Source organism: Lactobacillus sp. (assembly GCF_014803895.1).
The window spans coordinates 19,468-44,933 of record NZ_JAAVAU010000031.1 but is presented as its reverse complement, the minus strand read 5'-3'; the positions used below and the strand labels follow the sequence as shown (position 1 = coordinate 44,933).

Sequence of the window (25,466 nt, the reverse complement as noted above, 5' to 3'; positions counted from 1 at the left end):
TAAGCATCTCTTTTTTGTTTTAGGACATGGTTTGAGGAATGATGTTACGTTGTTCAGTGTACCAAGCACTCCAGTCTTCGTATGTTTTCATACTTTCTGGATCAACGCCACTTTTTTCTTTGATATTGTTTAAAATATTCTTGAAACGGTCAGCGTGAACATTCAATACATGTTTAACTAAGCTACGACGACCGAATGGTTGGTTGTTAACTAAGTAAGTATTGATTTCAATAACATCATGGTTGCCATCAAAGGTATCCATAATTTCAAGGTCAGTTTCTTCGAATTTTGAAATATAGAAATTGGCGAAAACTTTTACATAATCAGGTTGTTCAGTGTATTGAACAGCTGGCATTTCAGTACGTTCAGGTTCAGGTACAACAACCTTGAATTCTTCGTCCTCTTCTTCTACGTTTTCAGTTGATTCGGTGTTCTTTGTGGTATCTTCAGTCAAAGTTAAGAGCTCCTTTACTGTAGCAAAATAGTACAAAAATTCAATATTATATTACATTGAACTGCTAAGAAAAGCAAGCGCTGAACTAGTTGTTGTAGTTTTCAACGTCACTTTGAGTGTAAGAATCAATAGTGGTGTGACCGTTGTTGGATGCATCTTGCATGAAGTTAACAACATCTTGATCTGACCAGTTAGAAGTGTCAGCACCAATATCATTTAACTTAGCACGAACTTGAGCAATAGTATTAGAAGTAACAGCTTGACCATCAACCATCATGCTATCACTTGATGAAGAAGAATCGCTTGATGATGAGGATGATTCAGAATCACTTGATGAACTTTCCTCGTTAGATGAGGAAGAACTAGAATTTGAATCTACCTCTTCGGATTCAGACTCAGAACTAGAGCTAGACTTGCTTGAAGATTTGTCATTAGAATCACTCTTCTTAGTAGCATCTGTATCGTCAGAATCACCATTCTTGGACTTAGCTTTGTCTAACAATCTTTCAGCATTGTCACGAATATCTGCATAGTATGACTTATATTGACCATCAAGATATGGCATGGAAAGAACTTGAGTTGCGTAATTTTCAGCCTTTTCATAATCTCCGCTTTCAAGAGCAGCTTGTGCCTTGCGGTAAAGTGGAGTTAATTCATTATCCAAGTTGTTTTGAACTTCATCAACAGTATTATAAAGCTTCTTAGCTTGGCTAGTCATTACAGAATAACCATTTTCTTGACCAATAGCCTTAGTTAATTGAGTAAGTGATGAGTTGTAATTGTACTTGTTAATGCTGGTAGAAGCTTTTTCTAATTGTGCAGCTTGTTCAGCGTATGCCTTTGATTCTTTGGTATTCTTTTCTTTATTTGCAGCAGCAAATTTTTCTTGTGCTTTCTTATAGTTTTTAGCTTTAACGGCCTTCTTACCAGCTGACATCAAAGCAGTATAAGTGCTTTGACTATTATTAGATGAGCCAGCTTGTGAGCTACAACCAGCAACAGTAAACATTGTAAGCAATGCAACAGTTGCAATCCATAATCTAGATTTCTTCATTATCGAAAAAATACTCCCTTCCTAAATAGGTAAAATTGTCGCTACCATGATTATAGCAACATTTGTTTAAGATTACATTATTCTACATCAAATCTTAACTTCTAGGGAACAAAATTGTAACAATAGAAAAATTATTATTTATGGAAAGCTGCTGTATATTTAAGTTGCTATATATTAAGGAAACTAATTTTCTCGAACAAAATATTTAATACACATTCGTGAATAACTACAAGGTTGCGAACATGATTTTAAGTTTGTAGAAGATGAAGATAGTTTAATTATAGTTTTTGTTAAAAATTTACCTGTGGATTTAGAATCTGAATGGAAATAGTTAATAATTAAGGAAAGAATAGAAAAAAGAATAATATTTCGCAAGCTAGTGTGATTAAAAAGTATTGAGTAAGTCTCTGTAGAAAAAACTCCTGCGTTTGCTCAGCATATTGAAAGAATTAGTCATAAAAGTTAGAAATCTGTAGAATATTTTGAAACATTTTTGAAATATTTATATAGGAATGGAGAAGTAAGCGAATGGATTCAACAAGATGGTAGTGATTGTGAAAAAGCGCACTATAATGCGCTTTTTTTGTATCTTAATAATTTGAACCGATTATTGACAAAGAAAAATATAAAAGAACAGGTGTATTACAGACTCATTAAAAACCTAAAAAATCGGCTAGAAACTTTGCAAATACTATAAAACATAGTTATAATGTATACCGTGGTAAGCAATAGGAAGAATGCTTCAGGCGTGTGCCTGTACAGCATGCGGATTTCTTATTTAAGAATGACTACCTCGAAGGATTTATAGACCTTCGATCTTGAATCAAGGAATTTTGTACAATTATAGGCGATTCCACGATGAGCCTTTTACCTGTTGCGTTATTGATTTATCAAGGAGGAAAAGACCACATGAAGAAGAATATTAAATTTATCGGCGCTGCTGCTGCTGCTTTATTAGCTGTTGCTCCAGTTGTTGCTTCAACTGCAACTGCAAATGCCGCTGTTACTGTTAACAATGCAACTGTAACTGAAACTCCAGCTACTACTGCAAACGCACTTACTGTTAACGTTTCATTAGACGCTTCAGTAAACAGTACTGTTAGTGATGTACTTAAGACTGTTAAGTTCAGTGTTGATGGCGCAACTGTTAACGCTAAAGACGTTGAAATCGTAAATGTATCAACTGGTAAGGCTCTTGCATCTACTGATAAGCTTAACGCTACTACTAACTACGCAGTTAAGGCTGGTTCATTCACTATTACTGGTTTAACTACTGGTAAGGATTACACTGTTGCTGGTGGTACTATTGGTACTAACGCAGCTACTAAGACTTACAGCGCAGCTGACTTAAGCACTAATAGTGCTGCATTTACTAGTGCTTCATTTACTTTAACTGATAGCTCATTAACTGGTACTCCATACTTTGTAAACAGCAGCAACACTGTTGTATCAAGTGCTACTGTAACTGTTGATACTGGTTCTACTTCAACTGTTAAAGTTTCTGATGTTGTTTCAGCAATTGAATCACAAAAGTTCTCAGCTAAAGTTACTGATGGCGGTAACGCAGTAATTAACGACCAACCAAACGTTACTAAGGCTGTTGAATCTGCATTAACTGCTGCAGGTATCACTGTTAAGAACGGTTCATTCACTGTTCCATCATCAAACGTATTTACTGTTAACTTAACTGCTACTGCTAACAACGGTAAGAGTGTTACTCTTCCTGTAACTGTTGCATTCAACACTAAGGCAGTTAGTGCAGCTGAAAAGAACACTTACCCAGTAATTTCTTACAATAATAAGGAATACATTGGTGCTAACCAAGCTGTAACTTTAGCAAACAACGCTTCATTTAACAATGTTAGCGTTGGTGGTAGTGTAGATACTGCTGCTATCAAGAAGGCATTTACTGCTGTAGTTTCAACTGATAACAAGACTACTAACTTGAGCGTTTCTGTTGATACTTCAAAGGTTAACACTGCTGTTGCAGGTACTTACCCAGTAACTGTTAGTGCAACTAACCCATCTGGTAAGACTTCAAGTGTTGTATTTAATTTAACTGTTGGTGAAGCAGGTGCTACTTACAAGACTGTTGCACAATCAGGTAACGTTTACACTGTAAATGGTAACAACGCAACTCAAACTAGTGAAACTGTTTCTGCTAACCAAAGTATTGCTACTTTCGGTACTGTTGAAATCGGTGGCGTTTCATACACTCGTATCAACAGCGCAACTTCAAACAAGTTCGTACCAACTTCAGTATTTACTGCTGAACAAACTACTTCAAAGACTATCATGCACGTTGCTCAATACTACAACAACAAGGGTGAAAAGACTACTTTGAATGGTAAGTCAACTGTTGGTGCATACAACGAAGTACAAGTTGTTACTGAAACTGTAACTATTAATGGTGCTAAGTACTACAAGATTGCTGGTCAAGATGTTTACGTTAAGGCAGCAAACATTGACGGTACTTCACGTAAGTTAACTCACAACGCTTACATCTACAACAACAAGGCTAAGCGTGTTCAAAAGAACACTGTTCTTAAGAAGGGTACTTCAAAGACTACTTACGGTTCATCATTCAAGATTAACGGTAAGGCTTACTACAGAATTGGTAAGAACCAATACGTTAAGGTTGCTAACTTCAAATAATCTTTGATTTTTGAAGAGATCTATACAAGAAGAAGACGATACTTTAGTATCGTCTTTTTTCTTTTCCTTTATAAAATTATGAATTAGTGAAATAAATAGTCGTTAGAATTAAAGTCTAACGGCTATTTTTTATCCTCATCAATAGATAAGAATTTTTGAAAAAATCCATAATTTTTTAAACATAATATATTATTTAGCGTTAAACTAATAAGTATAAGTGTCTCTAAAAAAGCAATAATATTGTAATTCTTTAATGAGATATTAACAGAATGTTACTTTTTGATGTCAAAACATAAGTTTGGTTGTTTATTGCAACCGACGCTTATATTATATAAAGTGTGTATGGATACAGAGGAATGTAAAAATGGATAAAAGAACAATTACCGGGATTGCGACTGCTGCATTAATCACTACTGCAGGTATCTCAATTACCAATAATGTAAAGTCCTTAAACATTACAGGTTCTGGCGGTGAAGTAAAGGCTGCTACAAGTCAGAATGCTCAGCAATTCATTGACAAAGTAGCACCTGCTGCTACAGAAGCCTCATCTAAATATGGTACTTATACTTCTGTGATGATTGCTCAAGCCGCTGTTGAATCTGGTTGGGGGCAGTCGAGTTTGGCTAAGGAACCTAATAACAATTTATTTGGTGTTAAGGGTGATTATAATGGTCAATCAGTTGCAGTGAAGACCGGTGAGTATGGTTCTAATGGTTATTACACTACAACCGCTAATTTCCGTAAGTATCCATCATACACAGAATCATGTAACGATAATGGAGCCCTTCTGCGTGAACAGATGGGGTCCTATTATTCAGGCGCATGGGTTGAAAATGCCAAGAATTACCAAGATGCAACTCAAAATGGCTTGCAAGGTAAGTATGCTACCGCACCTAATTATGCAAGTACTTTGAATTCTGTTATCAAGGCTAATCATCTTGACCAATATGACCCTAAGACCACAACTGTTAATGAGACTAAGACTGTTGTTAAAACTACGCCGATTACTAATGCTCCAGTAGATAATGATGTTACTAAGCAAGTAGGTACAGCGCGGGTTGGGCAACAAGTTTCGGTTACCAAGCGTATTACTTATAGTAATGGTGTTTCGCATTCTTATATTGGAACTGGTTGGGTAAATGATACTGCTTTTAGCAATACTTCAGCTATTAAGACCAGTTCAACTGCTACCGCAAGTAAGTCTGCTACCACCACTTCTACTAAAAAGACCACAACAACTGCTTCTAAGAAGAACTATACATACATCAAGACAAATGAAATTGTTAAGGTAATTTCTGCTCCAGAAGGTGGTGCTCCAGTTCTTAAGAGTCCGAAGGGGAAGCCAACAGGCCAAAAACTTGCTCTCAATACTAGCTGGAGAGTTTCTGGTTATGCAATTGTTGATGGTACGCGGTATAATCGAGTAGGTTCCAAGCAATGGTTGTCTACTATTTATACTGATTCCAAGCTTGCTACCGAAGCAAAAAAGAAGACTTCTTCTCAAGCACCTACAGTTGAGAAGACTGTCTCTAATAAAAAAGAAGAAACTAAAAAAATAACCACTAAAGCGACTTCTAATACTGTCAAAGCTGCTACTACTTCATATGAAAAGGTAGTTGGTAAGTTTAAAGTAACTGTATCAAACATTGATGTTTGGAATTCTCCTAATGAGAAGATTACTGGTCAATGGCTTCCTGCTAATAGTACGTGGAAGATTACAGGTAAGAAAACGAGCAATGGGAAAACTTGGTATCGTATAAGTAAAAATAAGTGGATCCAAAGTGCAGGAATTAAGGTTGAAAAACTTGAAGCAGCTCCTGTTTCTCAAGCTCCAACTACTACAACGAAGACAACTACTAAGAAAGAAAAAAAGACAACCAAAAAGGTTGACTATACTGTTCAAAAGAGTAGTGGTGTAGTAACAGTTAATAACCAGCCCAATGCTGGTATTGTTGTGTGGTCGCAACCTGGTAAGAATCCAACTACCAAATACCTTAAGACAGGTACAAGTTGGAAGTTTTTCAAGATTGCAATTTGGAATGGCGAAAAATGGTACAACTTGGGTGGTAATCAATGGGTTCCAGCTAAATACGTTATGGTTAGATAATTAAAGAAGATAATTTCATCATTTTTGATAGAAAATAATAATTTTTTGGAGGAATTGCATGCGTTCAGCAAACAAAAAGTTTTTCAGTGCCTTAGCTTGTGCTGGTGTAATGGCTACTACTGCCTTTGTCGGAGTTAAGACTAATGTTATTAATCCTAAGGCAGTTCAGGTTCAGGCTGCAAAGACTAATGTTTCATCACGTTCATATGGTGTCGATGTTTCTAGTTTTCAAAGCACCGACCTTTCTAAACATGCACAAGCAGGCTCACAATTCGCAATTGTTAAAGTAAGTGAAGGTACTAGTTACAGAAACCCTAATGCAAAGGCTCAAATTGCTAGTGCTATCTCTAATAATATGTTACCAATGGCATATCATTTTGCTACTTTTGGTGCTAATAGTACCAGTGCTGTTGCTGAAGCAAACTATGCCGTTAGTTCTGCTCAAGCATATGGGTTACCTAAGGGATCATATATTGCTTGTGACTGGGAAACTGGTGATGGTAACAATGTTAACGGTGGTAAAGATGCGAGTGCAAGTGCTATTTTAGCATTTATGAACAAGATTAGTGCTGCTGGATACAAGCCACTTCTTTACTCAGGTGCTTACTTATTAAAGAGTAATATTAATACTTCTACTATTTTAGCTAAGTACCCTAACTCACTTTGGGTTGCTTCATATGCTACTACTGGTAGAATTGATGAACCGGACTTTAACTACTTCCCATCCATGGATGGTGTAGCAATTTGGCAATTTACTGATAACTGGCGTGGTTTATATGTAGACGGTAATATTTCATTATTGCCACTTTCATACAATACTGCATCTAGTCAAGCTCCAACTTCAAGCTCAACTTCAAGTTCATCATCTAGCTCAAGTTCTAGTTCAACCACTTCTAAGCCTTCAACTACCAATACTAGTCAAGCCCAAACTACAGTTAAGACTCCTAAGACTATTATGTACAAGTCTAAAGTCTACAATAAGAGGGGCCAATATATTGGTAAATACTACAGTGCTTACACTCCAATTACTGTTATTGGTGGGGCAGTAAGTATTAATGGTAAAGCTTACTACCAAGTTGGTGATAATCAATACGTAAGAGTTAATAATGTTGACGGTACTCCACGTACCTTGACGCATAATGCTTACATTTACAACAATAAGGGTAAACGTACTTATACTTTGGGTACTAAGTTCTACAAGGGTAACAGTAGAGCAACTTTTGGTAGTGCAATGACTATTAATGGTAAGTCTTACTACCGTGTTGGTAAGAATGCTTACGTGAAGGTTGCTAACTTTAGATAATCATTTGTAGATAATGTAAAGAAACTCATCCTTTTGTGAGATGAGTTTTTTTTATGAAAAAATTCTATTGAAAAATATGGTTTATATCATTATAGTAAGTAGATATATGTTGGTTTAGAAGGGAAATAATTATGGACAAAAAAACAATTACTCAGATTGCAACTGCTGCTTTGATTACGACGGCAGGAATCTCTGTTACCAATAACCTCAAGCCTTTAAATATTACTGGATCTGGCGGTGAGGTTAAGGCTGCAACTACTCAGTCTGCACAAGAATTTATTGATAAAGCTGCAACTGCTGCAACTAATGCATCATCTAAATATGGAACTTATACTTCTGTAATGATTGCACAAGCTGCTGTGGAATCGGGCTACGGTAATTCAACTTTATCACAAGAACCAAATAATAATTTATTTGGAGTCAAAGGTGACTATAACGGCCAATCAGTTACAATGACAACTGGTGAATATGGTTCTAATGGTTACTATACTACCGATGCCAGTTTTAGAAAATATCCATCATATGAAGAATCATTTAATGATAATGGTGCTTTGTTACGTAGTCAAATGGGTGACTATTATTCAGGGACGTGGGTAGAAAATTCAAGCTCTGGAAAAGAAGCTACTGAGAATGGTTTGCAAGGAAAATATGCTACTGCTCCTAATTATTCCCAAACTTTGAATGATGTTATTGATACTTATAATTTAGAACAATATGACCCTCAAACTACTGAAGTTAATGAAACTAAAACAGTTACTAACACAACTCCAATTACTGATGCGCCAGTAGATAGTGATGTAGGTACGCAAGTTGGTACTGCTCGTGAAGGTCAAGAAGTTAATGTTACCAAGTATATTACATATAATAATGGAGTTTCACATGCTTATATTGGAAGTGGTTGGGTAAATAGTTCTGCTTTTGCAACTGATCAAACAAATACAACCCAATCTACAAGTAATCAAGTAGATGCTCAAGTAGATGCTACGGCAACTAGTCAAGCTTCATCTACTACAAAGCAAGCTGTTACTACTCAAACAACTGCAACTAAATCTACAAGTGAACAAGTAAAGACTGCACAAAATAATCAAGCTAACTCTACTGATAAACAGACAGAAGAATCTACCACAAAGCACAATGTTACACCTCAATTGAGTAGCTCGACAAAGACTACACAGACTAGTCAACCACAGTCTAGCAGTAAGCAGACTGTGCAATCTACTACAAAGCAAACAGCCACTACTCAAACAACTTCTACTAAATCAACAACTGACGAAGTAAGTAATACTCAACTTAGTCAGCCAGAAAAAACACAAGTGAAAGCTACTTCAAAAACTGTAGTAAAACAACAAGTTAAGGAAGTTCCAGCTACACCTACTAGCAAAGATACAGCTGTAACTGATCAAACTATTACGCAAAAAAACGCAGAAACAACGAAAGTAGAAGTTTCTGCTAAAACTAATACAACTATCCCAACTACTAGTTCAAAGGCAACTTCTGCAGTTCAATCTACAACGGCCAAGGCAACTTCACAAGACAAAACACTTAAAGCCGTTCCTGAAGTTACTCCAGCAAAGACAGATGATAGTAAAGTAGTTAAAAATATTATCACCAGTAAAAAGATTGAAACTAGTGCTCCAAAAGCTGTAGTAACAACTCCTGATGCTGATAAGAAGAGTGAATCTACTGAAAAGAAAGATATTTCTCAAGATAACACTCATACTAGTACAGAAGGATCTGTTGTTGTTGATAAAAAAGTAGATGTAGATACTCCTATCAAGACAGCCCAAAAAGCCCAAAAGTCTACTGAACCAGTACAAGTGGTAACGACCACTTCAAAATCAACACCAGCAACAACACCTAAGCTTAACGATATTGCTGTTAAAAAAGAAGATAAGGGAAGCAAAGTTGAAACTGATAACAATTCAAAACCAGCTTCTAAATCTTTATCAGCCTCTACCCAGAAAATAACTTCTAAAAAGTCTACTGTTGTATCAAGTGTAAAAGTAGATAGTAGTCTTGGTAAATTAACTACTAAGCCGATTTCTGAAACTACAACAAGTAAGAAGGTAGCTGCCGAGGCTAGTCAAGTTGGTAATGATTACGTTATTAAGTCTACGGGTGTTGTTACAATTAATGCACGTCCAGATTATGGTGTCGCAATTTGGACAGTGCCTGGGAAAACTCGTACTAGTAGATATTTAAAGAATGGTACTAGTTGGAAGTTTTTCAAGGTTGCAATGATTAATGGTGAAAAATGGTACAATTTAGGTGGAAACCAATGGGTACCAGCTAAAGCAGTTATGGTAAGATAATTTTACTGTATTATTTAAAAAGGTCATCTTTTTCAGGATGACCTTTTTATGTTAATTAATTTAGGGAAAATATGTAAAAAAATAAGATAAAGTGTGGGACAATAAATTAGTAAACTTTAAGCGGAGGCTAGAATTTTGATTTATACGATAACTTTAGATAGTAGTGAAAGTACAATGGGCAAGGGGATTGATGTTTCTTTAATTTTAAAAAAGCTTGGGATTGATTCTACTGCCACTGGAATTGTGAATAAAACTGATGAAAAAGAAATTGTGAGAGAACTTGATGAAGCTGGGATTGATTATAAGTTTATTAATCCTAACAGTAGTAAAAAAATTAGTGCTAAAACTCAGCAAGATTTACTTGATTACTTAAAAGAAAATTTACAAATGGGTGATATTGTTGTAGTTAGTGGCAAGTTTGCTGAAGGAATTTCCCCAGCTTACTTAATTGACATTGCAACATTAGCTACTAAAAAGATGAGCTATATTGTAGTTGATGTGCCTTATGATACAGTTCGAGATATTTTACCTCTTCATCCATTATTGATTAAACCAAATGAAGAAGAACTTAAAGCTTGGTTCAATAAGAGTAATGAGAGTTTGACTAGAGATCAATTACTTAACTTAGCTCATGATATGGTTGCTCATGGAGCTGATCATGTTTTACTTTCTTTAGGTCAAAATGGTGCTGCAATTGTAAGTTTGACTACAGCATTTATGGCAGATGCACCAGAAATTAAAAGTGTGAATCAAAATGGGGCTGGAGAAACCTTGCTCGCCACATTTTTAGCAGGTATGATAAAGAATTATGCACCAGTTCGCAATTTATCTGATAGCATTGCGGCAGCTAGTGATACAGTTCAAAGTGAATGGTTAACTAATTTTGAAGCAACATTAGAATTACAGAAACAAATTATCGCTCAAAGAATTTCTTTTGAAGAGGAATAGTAGTTTGTAAAAAGGCACTACCAGATTGTATAGGTAGTGCCTTTTTGATTAAAAATACTGATGATAACAAATAGTATAATGGGGGTTATTTTTTTATTAATTTTTTTGTACAATATTTCTAGCAAATAGAAAGGGAATGAGATTGTGGAACAATTATCAATTTTTATCGTAGCTTTAGCTGCATTGACTATTCCAATTTTAATGGCTCGACTTAAAATTTCGACAATACCTACTGCCGTTGCTGAAATTATTGCGGGGATTATTTTAGGTAAGTCCTTTTTAAATATTATTGTTAGCAATAGTGAGATTACAATGCTGTCTAATCTTGGTGTGACTTTGTTAATGTTTCTTTCTGGGATGGAAATTAATTTTAGCTTGTTTAAACGCGATGATAAAAAAGAAGAAACTGAAACAAGTGCTGTAAATCCGCCTAAGACGGCAGTGATGTCTTTTTCTTTAGTCGTAATTACTGCTGTAATCTTAGCAATAATTTTGCGTATGCTAGGATTGTTCAATGATATTATGCTAGCAACAATTATTTTTAGTACTGTTGCTTTAGGTATAGTAATTGCAACTTTAAAAGAAAAAGAAATTCTATCTCGTCCAATCGGTCAGACGATTTTACTTACGGCAGTTCTTGGAGAAGTAATTCCCCTATTGTTATTAACTATTTATGCTTCTATTAATGGGGGGAATGCTGGTCAATTATGGTTGATTATTCTCTTATTTGTAGCTGCTATTTTCTTATTAAAACGTTTTCGTGGACCTTATCATTGGTTTAATAAAATTTCTAAGTCCACAACTCAATTAGATATTCGTCTAGCCTTCTTTTTAATCTTTACTTTAGTGACAGTTGCTGAACGTGTTGGAGCAGAAAATATTCTTGGTGCTTTTTTAGCTGGGATGGTAATGAAGTTGCTTGAACCAAGTGAAGCAACAATGGACAAGTTAACTTCTATTGGTTATGGATTCTTTATTCCTGTTTTCTTTATTATGACTGGAGTTAATTTAAACTTAAAGAGTTTATTAACTAATCCGAGTGCTTTGATGTTAATCCCGGTTTTAGTAATTTTCTTATTAATTGCCAAGGTACCAGTCTTTTTTGTTTATAGACGCAGTTTTAATAGACGTAATAGCTGGGCAGGATCTTTCTTAGTAATGACAACTATTACAATTGTACTGCCAACTTTACAAGTTGCACGAAAGTTAAACGCAATTTCTTCAACTCAATCAGATGCCTTTACACTAGCTGCCGTTATTGTCTGCATTTTAGGTCCAATTTTATTCAATGCTCGCTTCAAATTAACTACTGAAGATAAAATTAAGGAGCGGGTAAATATTATTGGTACAAATGTAATGACTGTACCAGTTGCTCAAGAATTGCGCGATAATTGGTATAATGTCAAAATGTTTACCCATAAACAGGATAACTATAATACCTACAAGAGTAGAGTTGCTAAATTAGCCTTTATTGATGGGGTTGATGAAGTTGCTTTAGAAAAAGCAGGTGCTTTTAAAGCAGACTTATTAGTTGCTGGGTTAAGGAATGATGATGAGAATCTTCGGATTGGTCGTTTGGCCAAGGAAAAGGGTGTAAAACGTGTCATTGTTAGTTTGTTCAATCCTACACCCGAGCGTACAAAACAAGTGGCAGATCAAGGAATTGAAGTTTTTAATCAATTTAATGTTGAAACATCTGTATTACGTTCATTAATTGAATCACCGTCCATTCTGAAAATTTTAAATGATACGCAAAATGGTTTGTATGAAGTTACTGTACGTAACCGTCGCTACACAGGTCAAAAATTAATGAATTTAGCTTTTATTGATAAAATGACGATTAGTAGAATTCGTCGTGATAATAAATGGTTGACTCCACATGGGAACACAATTATTGAACCTGGCGATCATGTAATCTTTACTGCTAAAGTAACAGATGTGACCAAAATTCGTGATGAATTAGGAAGAGAAAATTAATAAGCAAAATAAAAGTGCATCCGTAGGGGATGCACTTTTTTATAATCCATTCTGTAAGTTTTTGTGTCTTTAATTACTGGATTGTTGCTTTTTAATTGTTTTGACATCAATTGCATTTTTTTGAATTTTTGAAGGAACTTTTAGATTATTATGTTCATTTAATTCATCGTAAACTTGCTTCCAGGTAAAGTTGTACTTACCATTAATACTGAAGGTTGCTTGATAAGTAATATTACTAATTTTTTGGGTAGATTTGTTGATGATGTATTTAATCTTAATACTTTGTACACTAGCGGTATTTATTGTCCGGGCAATATTCATATTTTGAGAACCGGGACTATTCATTGTGTCAACAACCAATACATTAAGAGCTTTCCAGATATTGGCATTAGTTCCACTATAAGAAACGCTATAACTAGAATTACCAGCTTTCTTTACTTGTGCATACTTAACAAGCTCTTTATTTATAGTAGAGAAGGTATCTTTATCAAAGCGGCTTGTAATTTGATCAGGATCAAAGTTATCACTATCAGCAGTATTCTTAATCCATTTGCCGTGATTTCCTTGTAATAATAAGTAAAGAGTAGAGTTAGTCAGCCAAATCTTTTCAGTTTGAGTTTTAGATTTATTAGTAATTGCGTAATCCATATAAGTAACAGAATTTTGCTTAAAGTATCCACTTGCTTTAGTGGTTTGCTTCATCTCCGTAGAAGAAAGAGTTTGATCATAATGACCACTTGTAATGCTCTTATTGAAATCTTTGTTGATTAAACTAGCTGCAGAAGGTAAATTAGAAGATTTTTTTTCTTCTGTTTTTTTACTACAACCAGTTGCTACAATCAAAGTGAAGATAGCTAGCATTAAAACAAAAAACGACGTTTTTTTCTTAAAAAGTTTCATTTTATAGCACTCCAAATAAAAATAATGTTTGTTTCTATTGTACACTTTTCATCTTCCGGTATTAGGAAGAAAAAGGTTTTTTCTCTTAATTCCTATGATTTTTAACCTTAAGCGTGTAAAATAGTTAATGAATAATGTTATAAAAGGAGATACAGTTCATGTCAAAATTAGTATTAATTCGTCACGGACAAAGTGAATGGAACCTTTCTAATCAATTTACTGGTTGGGTAGATGTTAACCTTTCAGAAAAAGGTGTTGAAGAAGCTAAGAAGGCTGGTCGTTTAATTAAGGAACACGGTCTTGAATTTGATCAAGCTTACACTTCATTATTAACTCGTGCTATCAAGACTTTGCACTACGCACTTGAAGAAAGTGACCAACTTTGGATTCCAGAAACTAAGACTTGGAGACTTAACGAACGTCATTACGGTGCACTTCAAGGTTTAAACAAGAAGGACACTGCTGAAAAGTACGGTGACGAACAAGTTCACATTTGGCGTCGTTCTTACGATGTTTTACCACCAGCTATTGATGACGATAACGAATTCAGTCAAGCACATGATCGTCGTTACGCAAACTTAGATCCACATATCGTTCCTAAGGCAGAAAACCTTCACGTAACTTTAGATCGTGTAATGCCTTTCTGGGAAGATAACATTGCTCCAGATTTACTTGATGGCAAGAACGTTATTATTGCTGCTCACGGTAACTCACTTCGTGCTTTGACTAAGTACATTGAAAACATCTCTGATGATGATATCATGGACTTAGAAATGAAGACTGGTGAACCAGTTGTTTACACATTCGATGAAAACTTGGATGTTGTTAACAAAGAAAAACTTGACGATTAGTTAGTTTTTTGAAAAAAGAATAAATATTAAAAAATGTATCTCATTCGAGATGCATTTTTTTATTTTTCCAACGATAAAAATAGAGCTCCTCTTTTGTAAAACTAAGTAATACACCGTATAATTAAACCATTAAGAAAAGTGAGGTAGTTAGTTAAATGAAGATTAATTTTTCTCTTAAACATGTTGTAACTAGAAAAGTTGGAAATTCTATTGGGATTTCTTTGCCTGCTAGCTTTAACGTTGATTCTGGTGCTCATTATCTTATTCACCAAACTAGTAATGGCAGTATCGTGTTAGTACCTTATATTCAAAATCCTTATACTTCTGAAGAGGATTTTGAAAGAATGGAATCTAACGAGCAGGAAGACTGGGAACAAATGGGAATGCATGAAATGTATAGGGACGATAAGAATGATCAGATTTAAACAAGGAGATATAGTATGGGCAGATTTTTCTCCATCCGTTGGTCAAGAAATGAAGGGTAAGCATCCAGCTGTTGTGGTATCTTCTGATGCTTATAATGATAAAACACATTATTTGATGTTATGTCCGATTACTTCTCATGGTAATAAGTTTCCAACGTATGTTGATTTAGAAAATTATCATATTCATGGAAGAGTAAATGCAGCACAAATTCAAACATTTTCACGTGAAAGGTTGCTTGATGAAAAGCCAGCTGATCATTTACGACCAGAGGATTTACTTCGAGTACGGCAAATGATTGAATATGCGTTAGAACTTAATTAATTACAAAAAAATAGGCATCCCAATAGGATGCCTATTTTTATTACCAACTTGCTTTTTTTACACCAGGTAATTGACCTTTGTGAGCTAGTTCTTTGAAACGTAAACGTGACATACCAAATTTACGCATGTAGCCATGAGGTCTGCCATCAAATGCATCACGATTATGGTAGTGCACTGGACGAGCATTGCGTGGTAATTTTGCCAATGCTTCGATATTACCGGCAGCTTTTAATTCGTAGTATTTTTTAATTAATTCACGTTGCTTTGCAGCTTTAACAATTTTTGATTTTTTTGCCATCTATCTTTCCTTTCATGTATAAACTTATTTTAAGTAAGTATAGTATATAGTGTTTTTTAATTTTTGTCAATAATTTAATTGACGATAGAAGGTCTATGATAGTAATAAAAAAAGGGTCCTTGAAGACCCTTTTCCAAAGTATAATTAATCTTTTTCTTTTTTGATCATGAAGCCAAGTACTAGCCCAATGATAACTAAGGCAATTGTAAAGTAAAAACCATAGTGGGCTCCGTGTGTAAATGCGGCAGCTTTGTTAGAGGTATGAGCTGCATTTTGTCCCAATGAAAGTAAACCGGTAGCAATAGCAGTCGCAATGGCACCAACAATTTGTTGTAAAGTATTCATAATAGTACTACCATCGGCAGCGGCAGGTCCTTGAATTGCGTTAAGAGCGTAAGTTTGTGATGGTGACATAGCAAGAGGACAACCAATCATTAAGACAACGTGTGCTAAGATGATATACCAAATTGGTGACGTAGTAGAAAGAGTAGCTAACATTATACTCCCAATTAAGGCTAGGATAAATCCAATAATAGTAGGAGTTTTAGCTCCGATACGATCATATAATCGACCAGCAAAGGCGGATGTTAAAGCATTAATAATCCCACCAGGTAACATAATAATACCTGCTAAAGCCACAGCAAGCATTCGTCCACTTTGGATATATTGTGGCAAGAGGTACATTGCTGAAAGTATAATACCAAAGTCGACCATTACAATTAAAGCACCAATTCTAAATTGTTTAATTGAAAAAATCTTGAGGTTAAGAATTGGATTTTCAAGATGAACTTGGCGATAGGCATAAAGAATTAAAACAATGATTCCGACAATAATTAAACCTAATACAAGTGGTGAACTGATTCCCATATCAGATGCTAAACTAACACCACTGACTAAAGTTGCAAAGCCAACAATTGATTCAATAATTGATAAAAAATCAACTTTTGGCTTAGTAAGTTTATTAATATTAACTAAGCTAGTAATAGCAAAAATAAGTGCTACAACTAAAAATGGAACAAATAACCAAAAAATCCAATTCCAAGTGAGCTTAGCCAAAACTAAACCAGTCAAAGTAGGTCCAATAGCGGGTGCAAGCATGATAACCATGGCACAAGCTCCCATGGCTGCCCCTAATTTATCTGGTGCAAAAACATTCATTGCAACAGTAAACATAAGTGGTAAAACAATACCAGTACCAATACCCTGAATCATACGACCTGTAAGTAAAATGCCAAAAGTAGGTGCAACAGCAGAAATAATGGCACCAACAATAAAGGCGATGAGTCCAGTAATAACTAATTGGCGAGTAGAGAACCATTTTGTTAATAAACTTGATAAAGGTAAGATAATACCAATTACTAGCATATAGCCAGTTACAAGCCATTGAATTGTTCCAGTAGGAACATTAAATGCTTGCATTAATTGAGGTAAAGCAATATTAAGTGAAGTTTCTGATAACATCCCAACAAAAGCCCCAATCATAAGAGCTACCATAGCAAGCCATGGATGATCGACTTGAACAATAGCACGAAGTTTAGGTGCTGTTTCTTTTTCCAAAAAAATTCCTCCTTAATTTCAGGACTCGAAATTTGAGTCGTTGATTACAATAACATAAAAAAATTTGGTTCGTAAGTTATTTTTTCAAAGGTATAATTAAAAATAGGAAGATTATTTAGGAGGGTGAGATGATATGGAAAGAATAAAAGACACTAAATTACAGCGAATAATTTTGACAATATTAGCCTTAATTGATGCTGCTTTGGTTTACTTTCCGAACTACGCATTAGTAAGTCAACATACGAAGCTGGATTGTGCTGTATTTTTAATTTTAGCGGCTATTTTAATTTGGCTACCTGCCGAAACAGCAAGCAGTATCTTTGCAATTAATTTATTTTATGAAATTGGTTTGGTCCTATTATTAGTGTTTTTTGTTAGTGTAACTTCATTAAATGACTGGCCAGTATATCTATTGATTATTTTAGTTTTACTTACTTGGATAGGAATCGTTTTATTAAAAAATCATCTTGTGAAGGATTATAGTGGAAGAATAAAAATTATTCGCTTAATTATGATGCTAATTTTTGCGATTTTAGCCTATTTAAGTGGCTTTATTGCAATGTTAATGACTAGTCCAATTGGCTTTATAGAACATAGTGGGTTGATATATGTTGGTATTGCGCTGTTTATTTACTATTTAATTCTATCCGGAAGCATATGGCAAAAGTGGTTTAAAGGATGGATTTCCTGGGTAATGATTTTAGTGGCAGTAGTTTTCCATACAATTTTTGCGATTTCTATGGCGATTGTGGCGGTTTATATCCCACTGGCATGTGAGATTATTTTGCTTATTTTAGTCTTTAGAATGAATATGATTTTAAAGAAGAAGAAAAAATAAACTTGCACATATGTAGCTAAACTTGCTAAAATTAATTGTTACAAAAAGTTAGGGAGTAATTAAATATGAAATACATTATGCTATTTATCCCCGCTATTGGGTGGGGGCTTATGCCACTTGTTGTTTCAAGTATAAAAAAGAGTAATGTGTATAATCAAATTGCCGGTACTGTTATCGGTGCATTAGTCGTTGCAGTAATTGCTTGGCTCGTTACTCGTTCAGAAATTAATGCAAATATCTTCATCTGGGCTGCCGCTGCGGGTATGGCCTGGGTAGTAGGTCAAGTTGGACAATATATTTCTTATAGTAGAATTGGTGTTTCAGAGACGATGCCGATTTCTACTGGGTTGCAGTTAATTGGGGTCCCGTTAGTAGGGGTGCTGGCATTTGGTGAATGGAGTAGCCCACAAGCCAAGTTATACGGTTTTATCGGGATTATAATCTTGATTATTGGTGTTGGTTTAACTTCAATTACTGACCAAGGAACTTCTGAAGGTAAAAAACGCAATCAAGTAAGTACTATTATTTTATTGGTTTTAACTACCTTGGGTTATATTGTATCTAGCTCTATTCCTAAAATTGTTAAAGGATCAAGTACTAGTATTTTAATTGCTCAAACTATTGGTATGGTGGTAGCAGTAGCTATTTATACTGTAGTTACTGGCCATGGCCACACTTGGGTTGAAAAGCCAACTATGCAAAGTATTCCTGCTGGTTTCTTATTTGGTATTGGTACATTATCATATACTACTGCTGTTCAATTGAACGGTGTTAACTTAGCATTTGTGTTCTCACAACTTTGCGTAGTTATTTCTACTATTGGTGGTTTAGTCTTCTTACACGAAGCTAAGACTAAGCGTGGATTAATTTTCACAATTGTTGGTCTAATTTTAATTATTGCCGGGGCAATATTAACCACTTTATTCTAAATTAAGATACAAAAAAGGCATCCTGTTGTGGGATGCCTTTTCGTATCAACTTGTTCCAATATATTTATAATTTAATTATTTTTTCTCAATAGGAACAACTTTAATTATATTAAATTAAAGTTGTCAGTCAAGTAAAGTAGTGGCAATTATGGAAGTATACCTTATTCTAATAATGGTGCTACCGCTTTCAGTTTGACGCATTCATGAATACGTGATATTTTTTTAAAGAAGAGAAAACGACATTTGAGCCTTAAAATTAGCTCAATGTGAAAGTAGCAAATATTCCTCATGGGGTAATAAAATTAAGAACTCATTGAAAAGCTTAAAACATAGAAATGGTTTCTTAGTTTTTAATATATAAAATATTTGTTGGTATGGTTACACACTTTTATTCTTAAAAGTATACACATGGACTATGAAAGGAAGCACGTATTTCTTTTCGAAAAGTATTAGTTTACTTTTTCTATGTTTGATATAGTAGGATGATTGATGTTAACAATTGAAAATAGTCAACTTAAAGTTGAAATCAATGAATTGGGGGCACAAATTACCCACGTCATTGACAAAAGTAGTAATTTTGATTGTATTTGGAATGGTAGCGAATGGGAACAACATGCACCTGTTCTTTTTCCGGCAGTAGGTAAATCAAATGGTAATCAATGTGTAATTGATGGTAAAAAATACTCAATGATGCCAAATGGTTTTGCCAATGATTATCCGTGGACGGTTGTTGACAAGGGAGATGACAGAGCAAGTTTAATTTTGACTCATAACGATGAAACGTTAAAGTATTATCCTTTTAAGTTTAGTTTAATGGTGACATATTTACTTGTAGCTAATCAGTTACAGGTTTCATTTCATTTAACTAACTCATCTGAAAAGGAAATGCCATATGCTTTGGGGATTATGCCGACATTTTCAGTTCCACTTGAAGGGGAAAAGCTTGATTTTGATGATTATGAGTTAAGATTTATGCCCGAAATTCCAGATCTTACCCAGTTTAACCTAGATAAAGAAGGGTTACGGAGTGAAGAAAGCGTAGCTATAGCTGGCGTTAATAATGGTGTTTTACCTTTACAAAAAGCTGTTTTTGATTATGGACATATTTTAATTAATAACCCAGGCTTAACAGCAATTAATTTAACTAGTAGCAAAACAGAGGTTGAACATGCAATTACCGTAACGCTTGAAGGGTTTGGTGGAGTTGATATTTGGAAGTCCTCTGAGACTAATAAGTTTTTAGCTATCGCTCCAATTAATGGTTTTCCTGATATTTTAGGAAAAACTAGTACTTGGGGTGAAAAACTAGGTAATAAAAATCTTGCTCCAGATGCTAGTGTTGATTTTAAAACTAGCATTACCTTTCAATAGAAGGTTAGCAATATGCATTGCATATTGCTTTTTTTCTGTAGTATTATTTGAAATTATATTAGCAAAAGTTTAAGAATCATGTGGTAACATCTAATATAAATAAAGATTTGCTATAATAATCTTGTTTTTTAGAAAGTAAAAGTATAGGAACGAGATCATGGATAATAAACCTTCAAATAATAATTCTATTCCGTCGCGGGTAGAAATGAATAAAAAATCACATAAGAAGAAACATATCTGGTTATGGGTTGTTGGTATTATTGTTTTAGCCATTGCCGGAGCAGCTTGTTATGGTGGTTATGTTTATAACAAGGCGAAAACTGCAGTAGACAAGACATATGATCCTAAGAATGCAGTTACTCAAGATAGTTTTGATGGAAAACATAGTTTTTCAATTTTGTTACTGGGGACTGATACTGGTGCCTTAGGTCGTACTGAAAAACGTGGAAATACTGATACAATGATTATTGCCACGGTAAATCCACAAAATAAGAGTGTTAATTTAATGTCTATCCCACGTGATACAATGGCACAAATGATTGGTACACAAAACTTTAGTGTTCACAAGATTAACGCAGCTTATAATATTGGCGGAGCTAAGATGGCATTGAAAACTACTAGCAAGCTTTTGAATGTTCCTTTAAAGTATTATGTTGAAGTAAATATGGGTGGATTAGAAAAGCTTGTCGACGGTGTCGGTGGGGTTGATGTCAATAATTCATTTAAATTCTCTTATGGTGGTTATACCTTTAAAAAGGGAAAACTTCATCTTAATGGTAAGCAAGCACTAGCATATTCTCGCATGCGTTATGACGATCCTCGTGGTGATTACGGCCGTCAATTACGTCAAAGACAAGTTATTATGTCAATTATTAAAAATTCAATGTCAGTTGATACTTTGAAGAATTTAGATCAAGTTTTGAATTCTGCTTCTAAGAATATTCTTACTAATTTGACTTTTAACTCAATGGTTAATATTGCTAAAAATTATCGTGATTGTACAAATAATATGACCAGTGATTATTTACATGGACGTGGTGCAATGATTGGGGATGCTTCTTACCAGGTAATGAGTGATTCTGAATTACAAAGAACTTCTAATATTGTGCGGCAAAGTTTAGGTTTGAGTGCTGCTAAGTTGAATAATAATGAAACTTATCAAAATTCTAAGAATACTAATTTTGATTGGAACAGTGGCGATAGTAATCAAAAATACTATATTTATGAACCTAATAGTAATAACTGGTGGAACGGCGATAAACTAGAGTCGTAGAAGAATGGGGATAGAAATGACATTGTTGGGGATGGCAGTATGGTCTTTATTGATTGGATATGTTTTTGGTAATTTTCTCTTTGCGATGATTATTGGAAAGGGCTTTTTACATAAAGATCCAACGAAGTTCGGCTCAGATAACCCTGGTACTGCCAATATGGGTGCGGTACTGGGCAAAAAATGGGGTATCCTAACTTGTTTAGGTGATTTGTCTAAGACATTAATTGCTCTATTCATCGTATACTTTATGTATCATCATAATTTACTAGCGATAGCATGTTGTGGTTTAGGATTAATTCTAGGGCACTCTTTTCCAATTTGGAATCACTTCAATGGCGGTAAAGGCGTGGCAGTTAGCGCACAATGGATTGTGTTTTTTAATTGGCGTGCAGGCTTTATTTTCTTACTAGTTGGCCTAATTTTAGTGATTATAATGAAAAATCTAACTGTTCCCCCGCTAGTATATATGTTAGGATATAGCATATATGTTTGGAGAATGATGAGTTGGCAATATGGTTTAATTTTCTTATTGGCTACCTTAGTGATGATTTTTAAATTTAGAAAAGATATCGTAGATTTCTTTACGGGGCATGGTAAGAGAGTGGATATTTTGACAACCATCAAGGAAAAATTAAAAAATAAGGCTTGAAAGGACTTTCGGGCCTTATTCTTTATTTTTTTGTAACAATTTTAAGATATAATGTGAACTGATTGTTTAAGTGCAATTAAATTAAATTTTATGGAAGAGAGAAAAATGGATAAACAAAAGAAAAAATCTCTAACATTTTTGCAGACTATCTGCTTGATGTTAGTTACTTTCTTCATGCTCGCACAGGGTTTATCATTGACCTCGAGTTTTGGTAGACTTCCACTTGGTGGTTTACTTAAATTTGTTCCTGCTCTGGCTGAACATGCATTTATGATTTTTGTTCCAATGGTATTTGGGGCAATTTATAGTAAAAGAAAATATCGCCCGACTGAAAGCTTTAGATTTTGGTTAATGGCGGTTGTGACATTAGTATTGTATTACTTGGTTTACTTTATTAAGTCACCAAGTGCATTCAATATGTGGAAGCTATGGGGAGTATTTTTCCCAATATTGACAAGTACATCAGTATTATTAACTGGTTTAGTTGTCAGCATGTTAGTCCAACCATATATTTATGATTTACAGCACAAAATAACTACTAAGCAAAATATTCTTATTTTGAGTCTCTTAACTGTTGTTGGCTTTGCAACAGTTGCCGGAACTTTGTCGTTCCGTTACTCACTATATGGCCTTTACCTAGTCTTATATTTTGCTTGGGGAATGTTTTTAGCTAATACTAAAATAACCGCACGTGCATTTAAGTGGTCAATTTTTGGTAGTATTGTATCTTTCTTTATTATCTTAATTGGTGTCCCAGGTTTTAATGCTGTCTACTGGTCACAAGTATTAGCCGGTAAAAAAGGTGCGGGCTGGAACAGTGGATTTTTAAATAATCCAACTTCTCCGTTTCTTTTCTTAATGGTATTAGGAATCTTCTTAATTTTTAGAAGAATGATTATGTCCTTCACCTATAGAATTGCACGCTACTTTATTCCAGTGATTGTTCTTTGGCAAGCACCGATTGCTAATAAGTTCATGACTGATTTTCCAATTACTCACAGTGCAGGAGTAAATGAATTTTTAATCATTGTACTTTTAATGTTAGCTTGCTTAGGTTTAGCTTTCCTATATGAAAAATACCTTTATCGGATCCGTCCAGTTAGAAGAGTGATTCTTTTCTTGAATCGACAAGAATCACTTGCTCAAACTCTTCAAGAAAGCTGGAAAGTATTCTTACGCTGGGCCAAAATTCATCGAGTTAAACTATTAACTTGGGGATGGTTCTACGTTTTGAGTTTTGCCTCATTTTTGATTGAATCTGATAATTTAAGAATTCAAATTTCTACTGCTAGTGATGTAAACGCCGTTGTTTATTTACTGGGAACTAGGTTCTTTGCAATCGTATTAACTACGATTTTCTTAGACGCAATGTTCTCTATTTTGTACTTTATTACTACACGTTATTGGGTATCTAGTGGATTAGTCACAATTGTAACCATTGGTTGGGCAATTGCTAACAAGATTAAATTAAACTTACGTGGGGAGCCTATTTATCCAACTGAATTAAGTGAAGCTTCTAATATGAAGACCTTAATTCCAATGATAGGTCAACAGACATTTATCCTAATTGTTGTCGCCATTGCTGTGTTGGTGGCACTCATTGTTTTGTTAGAAATTAAAGTCCCAGTTGAAAAACGTGGTAATTGGAAGAGACGTGGTATTTGGGCATTATTAAGTGTGCTTTTGTTCTTAACTCCAATTCGTTTTAATCATGAAGGCGGGATTATCTACTACATCAACCGTGGTTTTGATAATAAACAATCATTTAGAAACCCTGAACGTGATATCCAAGTTAATGGTCCCGTTCTAAACTTCTTGAATTATATTGACTTGCAAATTATGAATAAGCCAGATAATTATTCTAAAGCTACGATCAATCATATTTACGAGAAGTATTCTAAGGTTGCCGCTGAGATTAATAAGACTCGTAAGAACACTTTGAAGGATCAAACAATTGTCTTTAACTTGAGTGAAAGTTTTGTAGATCCATATACTTTCCCAACTATTAAGTTTGATAAGTCACTTCCAGATCCAATTAAGTTTATTCGTTCACTTAAGAGTCAAGCTACATACGGTAACATGCTTAGTGCTGGTTACGGTGGTGGTACTGCCAATATGGAATGGGAAACTTTAACAGGACTCAACATGGGTATGTTCCGTTCAACTTTAACACCTTATGTTCAGGTCGTTCCACGTTATAAGTACTACCCAACTTTAGGAATGAACTTTGATTATAAGTCTGCTATTCACCCATTTATTGGTTCTTACTACTCAAGAATTGAAGATTATAAGCGATTTAAGTTTGATAAATTTGCTTATGTAGGTTCTAAGTACAAGATTATCGATCAAAAGAAATTAGGAACTAGTACCTATAATTCAGACTTTACTGCTTATGCAAATGGTTTGAAACAAATTAATTCTCAAAAGGGTGGTCAATTTATTAACTTAATTACTATCCAAAACCACATGCCATATAATAATTGGTATAAAAATAATGAATACATGGGCAAGATTTCTGGTGAACTATTTACCAGTAGCGCTGTAAAAGAACAAATGGCAACTTACGTTAAAGGTACACAATACACTGACCAAGCTGTTAAGGAATTTATTACTAAGATTGATAAGATTAATAAACCAATTACAGTTGTCTTCTATGGTGACCACTATCCAAGTATTTTGTCACAAAGTTACACTGCTAAATATCCTGTTCAAATGCACTCAACTACTTACTTTATTTACTCTAATAAGTATGCTAGACAGCATGGTGCAAAGGCTAAATTAACTAAGAATGCGAACTATGTAAGTACTAGTGACTTTATTGCTATGATGCTAGAACAAACTAATTCAAAGGTAACTCCATATCAAGCTCTCTTAACTGAAGTTCATGAAAAATTACCTGCTATTACTATTAACTTTGATGGTGATACTGGTATTGAATTAGTTGATCAAAAGGGTCACCGTGTTGATCCTAAGACTTTAACTAATGAACAACAATCATTGCTTAAAGATTATGAAGCAGTTCAATATGATATGACTGCTGGTCAAGCTTATGGCTTACAAATTAAAGGTTTTTATAAGTAAGAAAAATGCTCCTAGTTTTCTAGGGGCATTTTTGCGTTATCAGTAGTTGACTAATAATTTCTTAGCAGTTATTATAGTTTTAACATAGTAGTTTCTAAGTTCAGTGTTCAGAGAACTGGCGGATGGTGTGAGTCAGGCAGGCTTGAGAAGCGAAGTACATGA

General features: G+C 34.5%; 20 protein-coding genes. 15 read left to right on the top strand and 5 right to left on the bottom strand.

All coding sequences use genetic code 11. The features are described 5' to 3' along the window. Positions 1-19 precede the first annotated feature (19 nt). Complete coding sequence (locus HDR40_RS08860; protein WP_290628300.1) at positions 20-454, bottom strand: hypothetical protein; 435 nt, start codon at positions 452-454, stop codon at positions 20-22. An 85-nt stretch (positions 455-539) separates the two neighbouring features. Then, positions 540-1,508, bottom strand: coding sequence for a hypothetical protein (locus tag HDR40_RS08855; RefSeq protein ID WP_290628299.1), 969 nt, complete (start codon positions 1,506-1,508; stop codon positions 540-542). Between the two features lie 909 nt (positions 1,509-2,417). Here HDR40_RS08855 and HDR40_RS08850 point away from each other — a divergent pair. The 6 genes from HDR40_RS08850 to HDR40_RS08825 all read left to right on the top strand — a co-directional run bounded on the left by HDR40_RS08850 (position 2,418) and on the right by HDR40_RS08825 (position 12,810). Then, a complete protein-coding gene (locus HDR40_RS08850; RefSeq protein WP_290628297.1) occupies positions 2,418-4,163 on the top strand; it encodes an SLAP domain-containing protein in 1,746 nt (581 codons plus the stop codon). A gap of 364 nt (positions 4,164-4,527) precedes the next feature. Then, on the top strand, positions 4,528-6,270 hold the full coding sequence (locus HDR40_RS08845) for a glycoside hydrolase family 73 protein (RefSeq protein ID WP_290628295.1): 1,743 nt from the start codon (positions 4,528-4,530) through the stop codon (positions 6,268-6,270). 58 nt (positions 6,271-6,328) lie between these two features. Next, positions 6,329-7,573 carry a GH25 family lysozyme gene (locus HDR40_RS08840; RefSeq protein WP_290628293.1) on the top strand — a complete coding sequence of 415 codons (1,245 nt, stop codon included), beginning with the start codon at positions 6,329-6,331 and terminating at the stop codon, positions 7,571-7,573. A gap of 131 nt (positions 7,574-7,704) precedes the next feature. After that, entirely contained in the window at positions 7,705-9,885 is a 2,181-nt protein-coding gene (locus HDR40_RS08835) for a glucosaminidase domain-containing protein (RefSeq protein ID WP_290628291.1), read from the top strand. 135 nt (positions 9,886-10,020) lie between these two features. Further along, positions 10,021-10,833, top strand: a complete 813-nt coding sequence (locus HDR40_RS08830; RefSeq protein ID WP_290628289.1) for a PfkB family carbohydrate kinase — start codon at positions 10,021-10,023, stop codon at positions 10,831-10,833. 144 nt (positions 10,834-10,977) lie between these two features. Continuing rightward, complete coding sequence (locus HDR40_RS08825; RefSeq protein WP_290628287.1) at positions 10,978-12,810, top strand: cation:proton antiporter family protein; 1,833 nt, start codon at positions 10,978-10,980, stop codon at positions 12,808-12,810. Between the two features lie 69 nt (positions 12,811-12,879). On the opposite strand, the gene HDR40_RS08820 is transcribed toward HDR40_RS08825, so the two are convergent. Next, complete coding sequence (locus HDR40_RS08820) at positions 12,880-13,710, bottom strand: hypothetical protein (protein ID WP_290628285.1); 831 nt, start codon at positions 13,708-13,710, stop codon at positions 12,880-12,882. 158 nt (positions 13,711-13,868) lie between these two features. Between HDR40_RS08820 and HDR40_RS08815 the strand changes: the two genes are divergently transcribed. From HDR40_RS08815 to HDR40_RS08805, 3 genes are all read left to right on the top strand, one after another. Beyond that, entirely contained in the window at positions 13,869-14,561 is a 693-nt protein-coding gene (locus HDR40_RS08815; RefSeq protein WP_290628283.1) for a 2,3-diphosphoglycerate-dependent phosphoglycerate mutase, read from the top strand. A 155-nt stretch (positions 14,562-14,716) separates the two neighbouring features. Beyond that, entirely contained in the window at positions 14,717-14,986 is a 270-nt protein-coding gene (locus HDR40_RS08810; protein WP_290628281.1) for an AbrB/MazE/SpoVT family DNA-binding domain-containing protein, read from the top strand. After that, complete coding sequence (locus HDR40_RS08805; protein WP_290628279.1) at positions 14,973-15,308, top strand: type II toxin-antitoxin system PemK/MazF family toxin; 336 nt, start codon at positions 14,973-14,975, stop codon at positions 15,306-15,308. The genes HDR40_RS08810 and HDR40_RS08805 overlap by 14 nt, the downstream gene beginning before the upstream one ends. Before the next feature lie 40 nt (positions 15,309-15,348). Here HDR40_RS08805 and rpsN read toward each other — a convergent pair whose 3' ends face one another. Together rpsN and HDR40_RS08795 are read right to left on the bottom strand one after the other, a co-directional pair. Further along, the gene (gene rpsN / locus HDR40_RS08800; protein WP_290628277.1) at positions 15,349-15,606 is read right to left on the bottom strand and encodes a 30S ribosomal protein S14; all 258 of its coding nucleotides are present in this window, start codon (positions 15,604-15,606) and stop codon (positions 15,349-15,351) included. A gap of 144 nt (positions 15,607-15,750) precedes the next feature. Then, positions 15,751-17,100 (bottom strand): DHA2 family efflux MFS transporter permease subunit, encoded by a 1,350-nt coding sequence (locus HDR40_RS08795; protein ID WP_290628355.1) that lies wholly within the window; start codon positions 17,098-17,100, stop codon positions 15,751-15,753. Between the two features lie 196 nt (positions 17,101-17,296). Between HDR40_RS08795 and HDR40_RS08790 the strand changes: the two genes are divergently transcribed. The 6 genes from HDR40_RS08790 (at position 17,297) to HDR40_RS08765 (ending at position 25,304) form a co-directional block, all read left to right on the top strand. Then, complete coding sequence (locus tag HDR40_RS08790) at positions 17,297-18,001, top strand: hypothetical protein (RefSeq protein WP_290628275.1); 705 nt, start codon at positions 17,297-17,299, stop codon at positions 17,999-18,001. Between the two features lie 65 nt (positions 18,002-18,066). Next, positions 18,067-18,930 carry a GRP family sugar transporter gene (locus HDR40_RS08785; protein ID WP_290628273.1) on the top strand — a complete coding sequence of 288 codons (864 nt, stop codon included), beginning with the start codon at positions 18,067-18,069 and terminating at the stop codon, positions 18,928-18,930. Between the two features lie 489 nt (positions 18,931-19,419). Then, a complete protein-coding gene (locus tag HDR40_RS08780; RefSeq protein WP_290628271.1) occupies positions 19,420-20,301 on the top strand; it encodes an aldose 1-epimerase family protein in 882 nt (293 codons plus the stop codon). 157 nt (positions 20,302-20,458) lie between these two features. Then, positions 20,459-21,574, top strand: coding sequence for an LCP family protein (locus HDR40_RS08775; RefSeq protein WP_290628269.1), 1,116 nt, complete (start codon positions 20,459-20,461; stop codon positions 21,572-21,574). Positions 21,575-21,605: 31 nt separating this feature from the next. After that, a complete protein-coding gene (locus tag HDR40_RS08770; protein WP_290628353.1) occupies positions 21,606-22,223 on the top strand; it encodes a glycerol-3-phosphate acyltransferase in 618 nt (205 codons plus the stop codon). Positions 22,224-22,328: 105 nt separating this feature from the next. Further along, positions 22,329-25,304, top strand: a complete 2,976-nt coding sequence (locus tag HDR40_RS08765; protein ID WP_290628267.1) for a sulfatase-like hydrolase/transferase — start codon at positions 22,329-22,331, stop codon at positions 25,302-25,304. The last annotated feature ends 162 nt before the right edge of the window (positions 25,305-25,466 follow it).

Excerpts from the sequence above, each read along its gene's own strand:
- HDR40_RS08855 (WP_290628299.1), bottom strand. The coding sequence starts at position 1,508 with ATGAAGAAATCTAGATTATGGATTGCAACTGTTGCATTGCTTACAATG.
- HDR40_RS08850 (WP_290628297.1), top strand. The coding sequence starts at position 2,418 with ATGAAGAAGAATATTAAATTTATCGGCGCTGCTGCTGCTGCTTTATTA.
- HDR40_RS08845 (WP_290628295.1), top strand. The coding sequence starts at position 4,528 with ATGGATAAAAGAACAATTACCGGGATTGCGACTGCTGCATTAATCACT.
- HDR40_RS08840 (WP_290628293.1), top strand. The coding sequence starts at position 6,329 with ATGCGTTCAGCAAACAAAAAGTTTTTCAGTGCCTTAGCTTGTGCTGGT.
- HDR40_RS08835 (WP_290628291.1), top strand. The coding sequence starts at position 7,705 with ATGGACAAAAAAACAATTACTCAGATTGCAACTGCTGCTTTGATTACG.
- HDR40_RS08820 (WP_290628285.1), bottom strand. The coding sequence starts at position 13,710 with ATGAAACTTTTTAAGAAAAAAACGTCGTTTTTTGTTTTAATGCTAGCT.
- HDR40_RS08815 (WP_290628283.1), top strand. The coding sequence starts at position 13,869 with ATGTCAAAATTAGTATTAATTCGTCACGGACAAAGTGAATGGAACCTT.
- HDR40_RS08810 (WP_290628281.1), top strand. The coding sequence starts at position 14,717 with ATGAAGATTAATTTTTCTCTTAAACATGTTGTAACTAGAAAAGTTGGA.
- HDR40_RS08805 (WP_290628279.1), top strand. The coding sequence starts at position 14,973 with ATGATCAGATTTAAACAAGGAGATATAGTATGGGCAGATTTTTCTCCA.
- rpsN (WP_290628277.1), bottom strand. The coding sequence starts at position 15,606 with ATGGCAAAAAAATCAAAAATTGTTAAAGCTGCAAAGCAACGTGAATTA.
- HDR40_RS08795 (WP_290628355.1), bottom strand. The coding sequence starts at position 17,100 with ATGGTAGCTCTTATGATTGGGGCTTTTGTTGGGATGTTATCAGAAACT.
- HDR40_RS08790 (WP_290628275.1), top strand. The coding sequence starts at position 17,297 with ATGGAAAGAATAAAAGACACTAAATTACAGCGAATAATTTTGACAATA.
- HDR40_RS08785 (WP_290628273.1), top strand. The coding sequence starts at position 18,067 with ATGAAATACATTATGCTATTTATCCCCGCTATTGGGTGGGGGCTTATG.
- HDR40_RS08780 (WP_290628271.1), top strand. The coding sequence starts at position 19,420 with ATGTTAACAATTGAAAATAGTCAACTTAAAGTTGAAATCAATGAATTG.
- HDR40_RS08775 (WP_290628269.1), top strand. The coding sequence starts at position 20,459 with ATGGATAATAAACCTTCAAATAATAATTCTATTCCGTCGCGGGTAGAA.
- HDR40_RS08770 (WP_290628353.1), top strand. The coding sequence starts at position 21,606 with ATGGCAGTATGGTCTTTATTGATTGGATATGTTTTTGGTAATTTTCTC.
- HDR40_RS08765 (WP_290628267.1), top strand. The coding sequence starts at position 22,329 with ATGGATAAACAAAAGAAAAAATCTCTAACATTTTTGCAGACTATCTGC.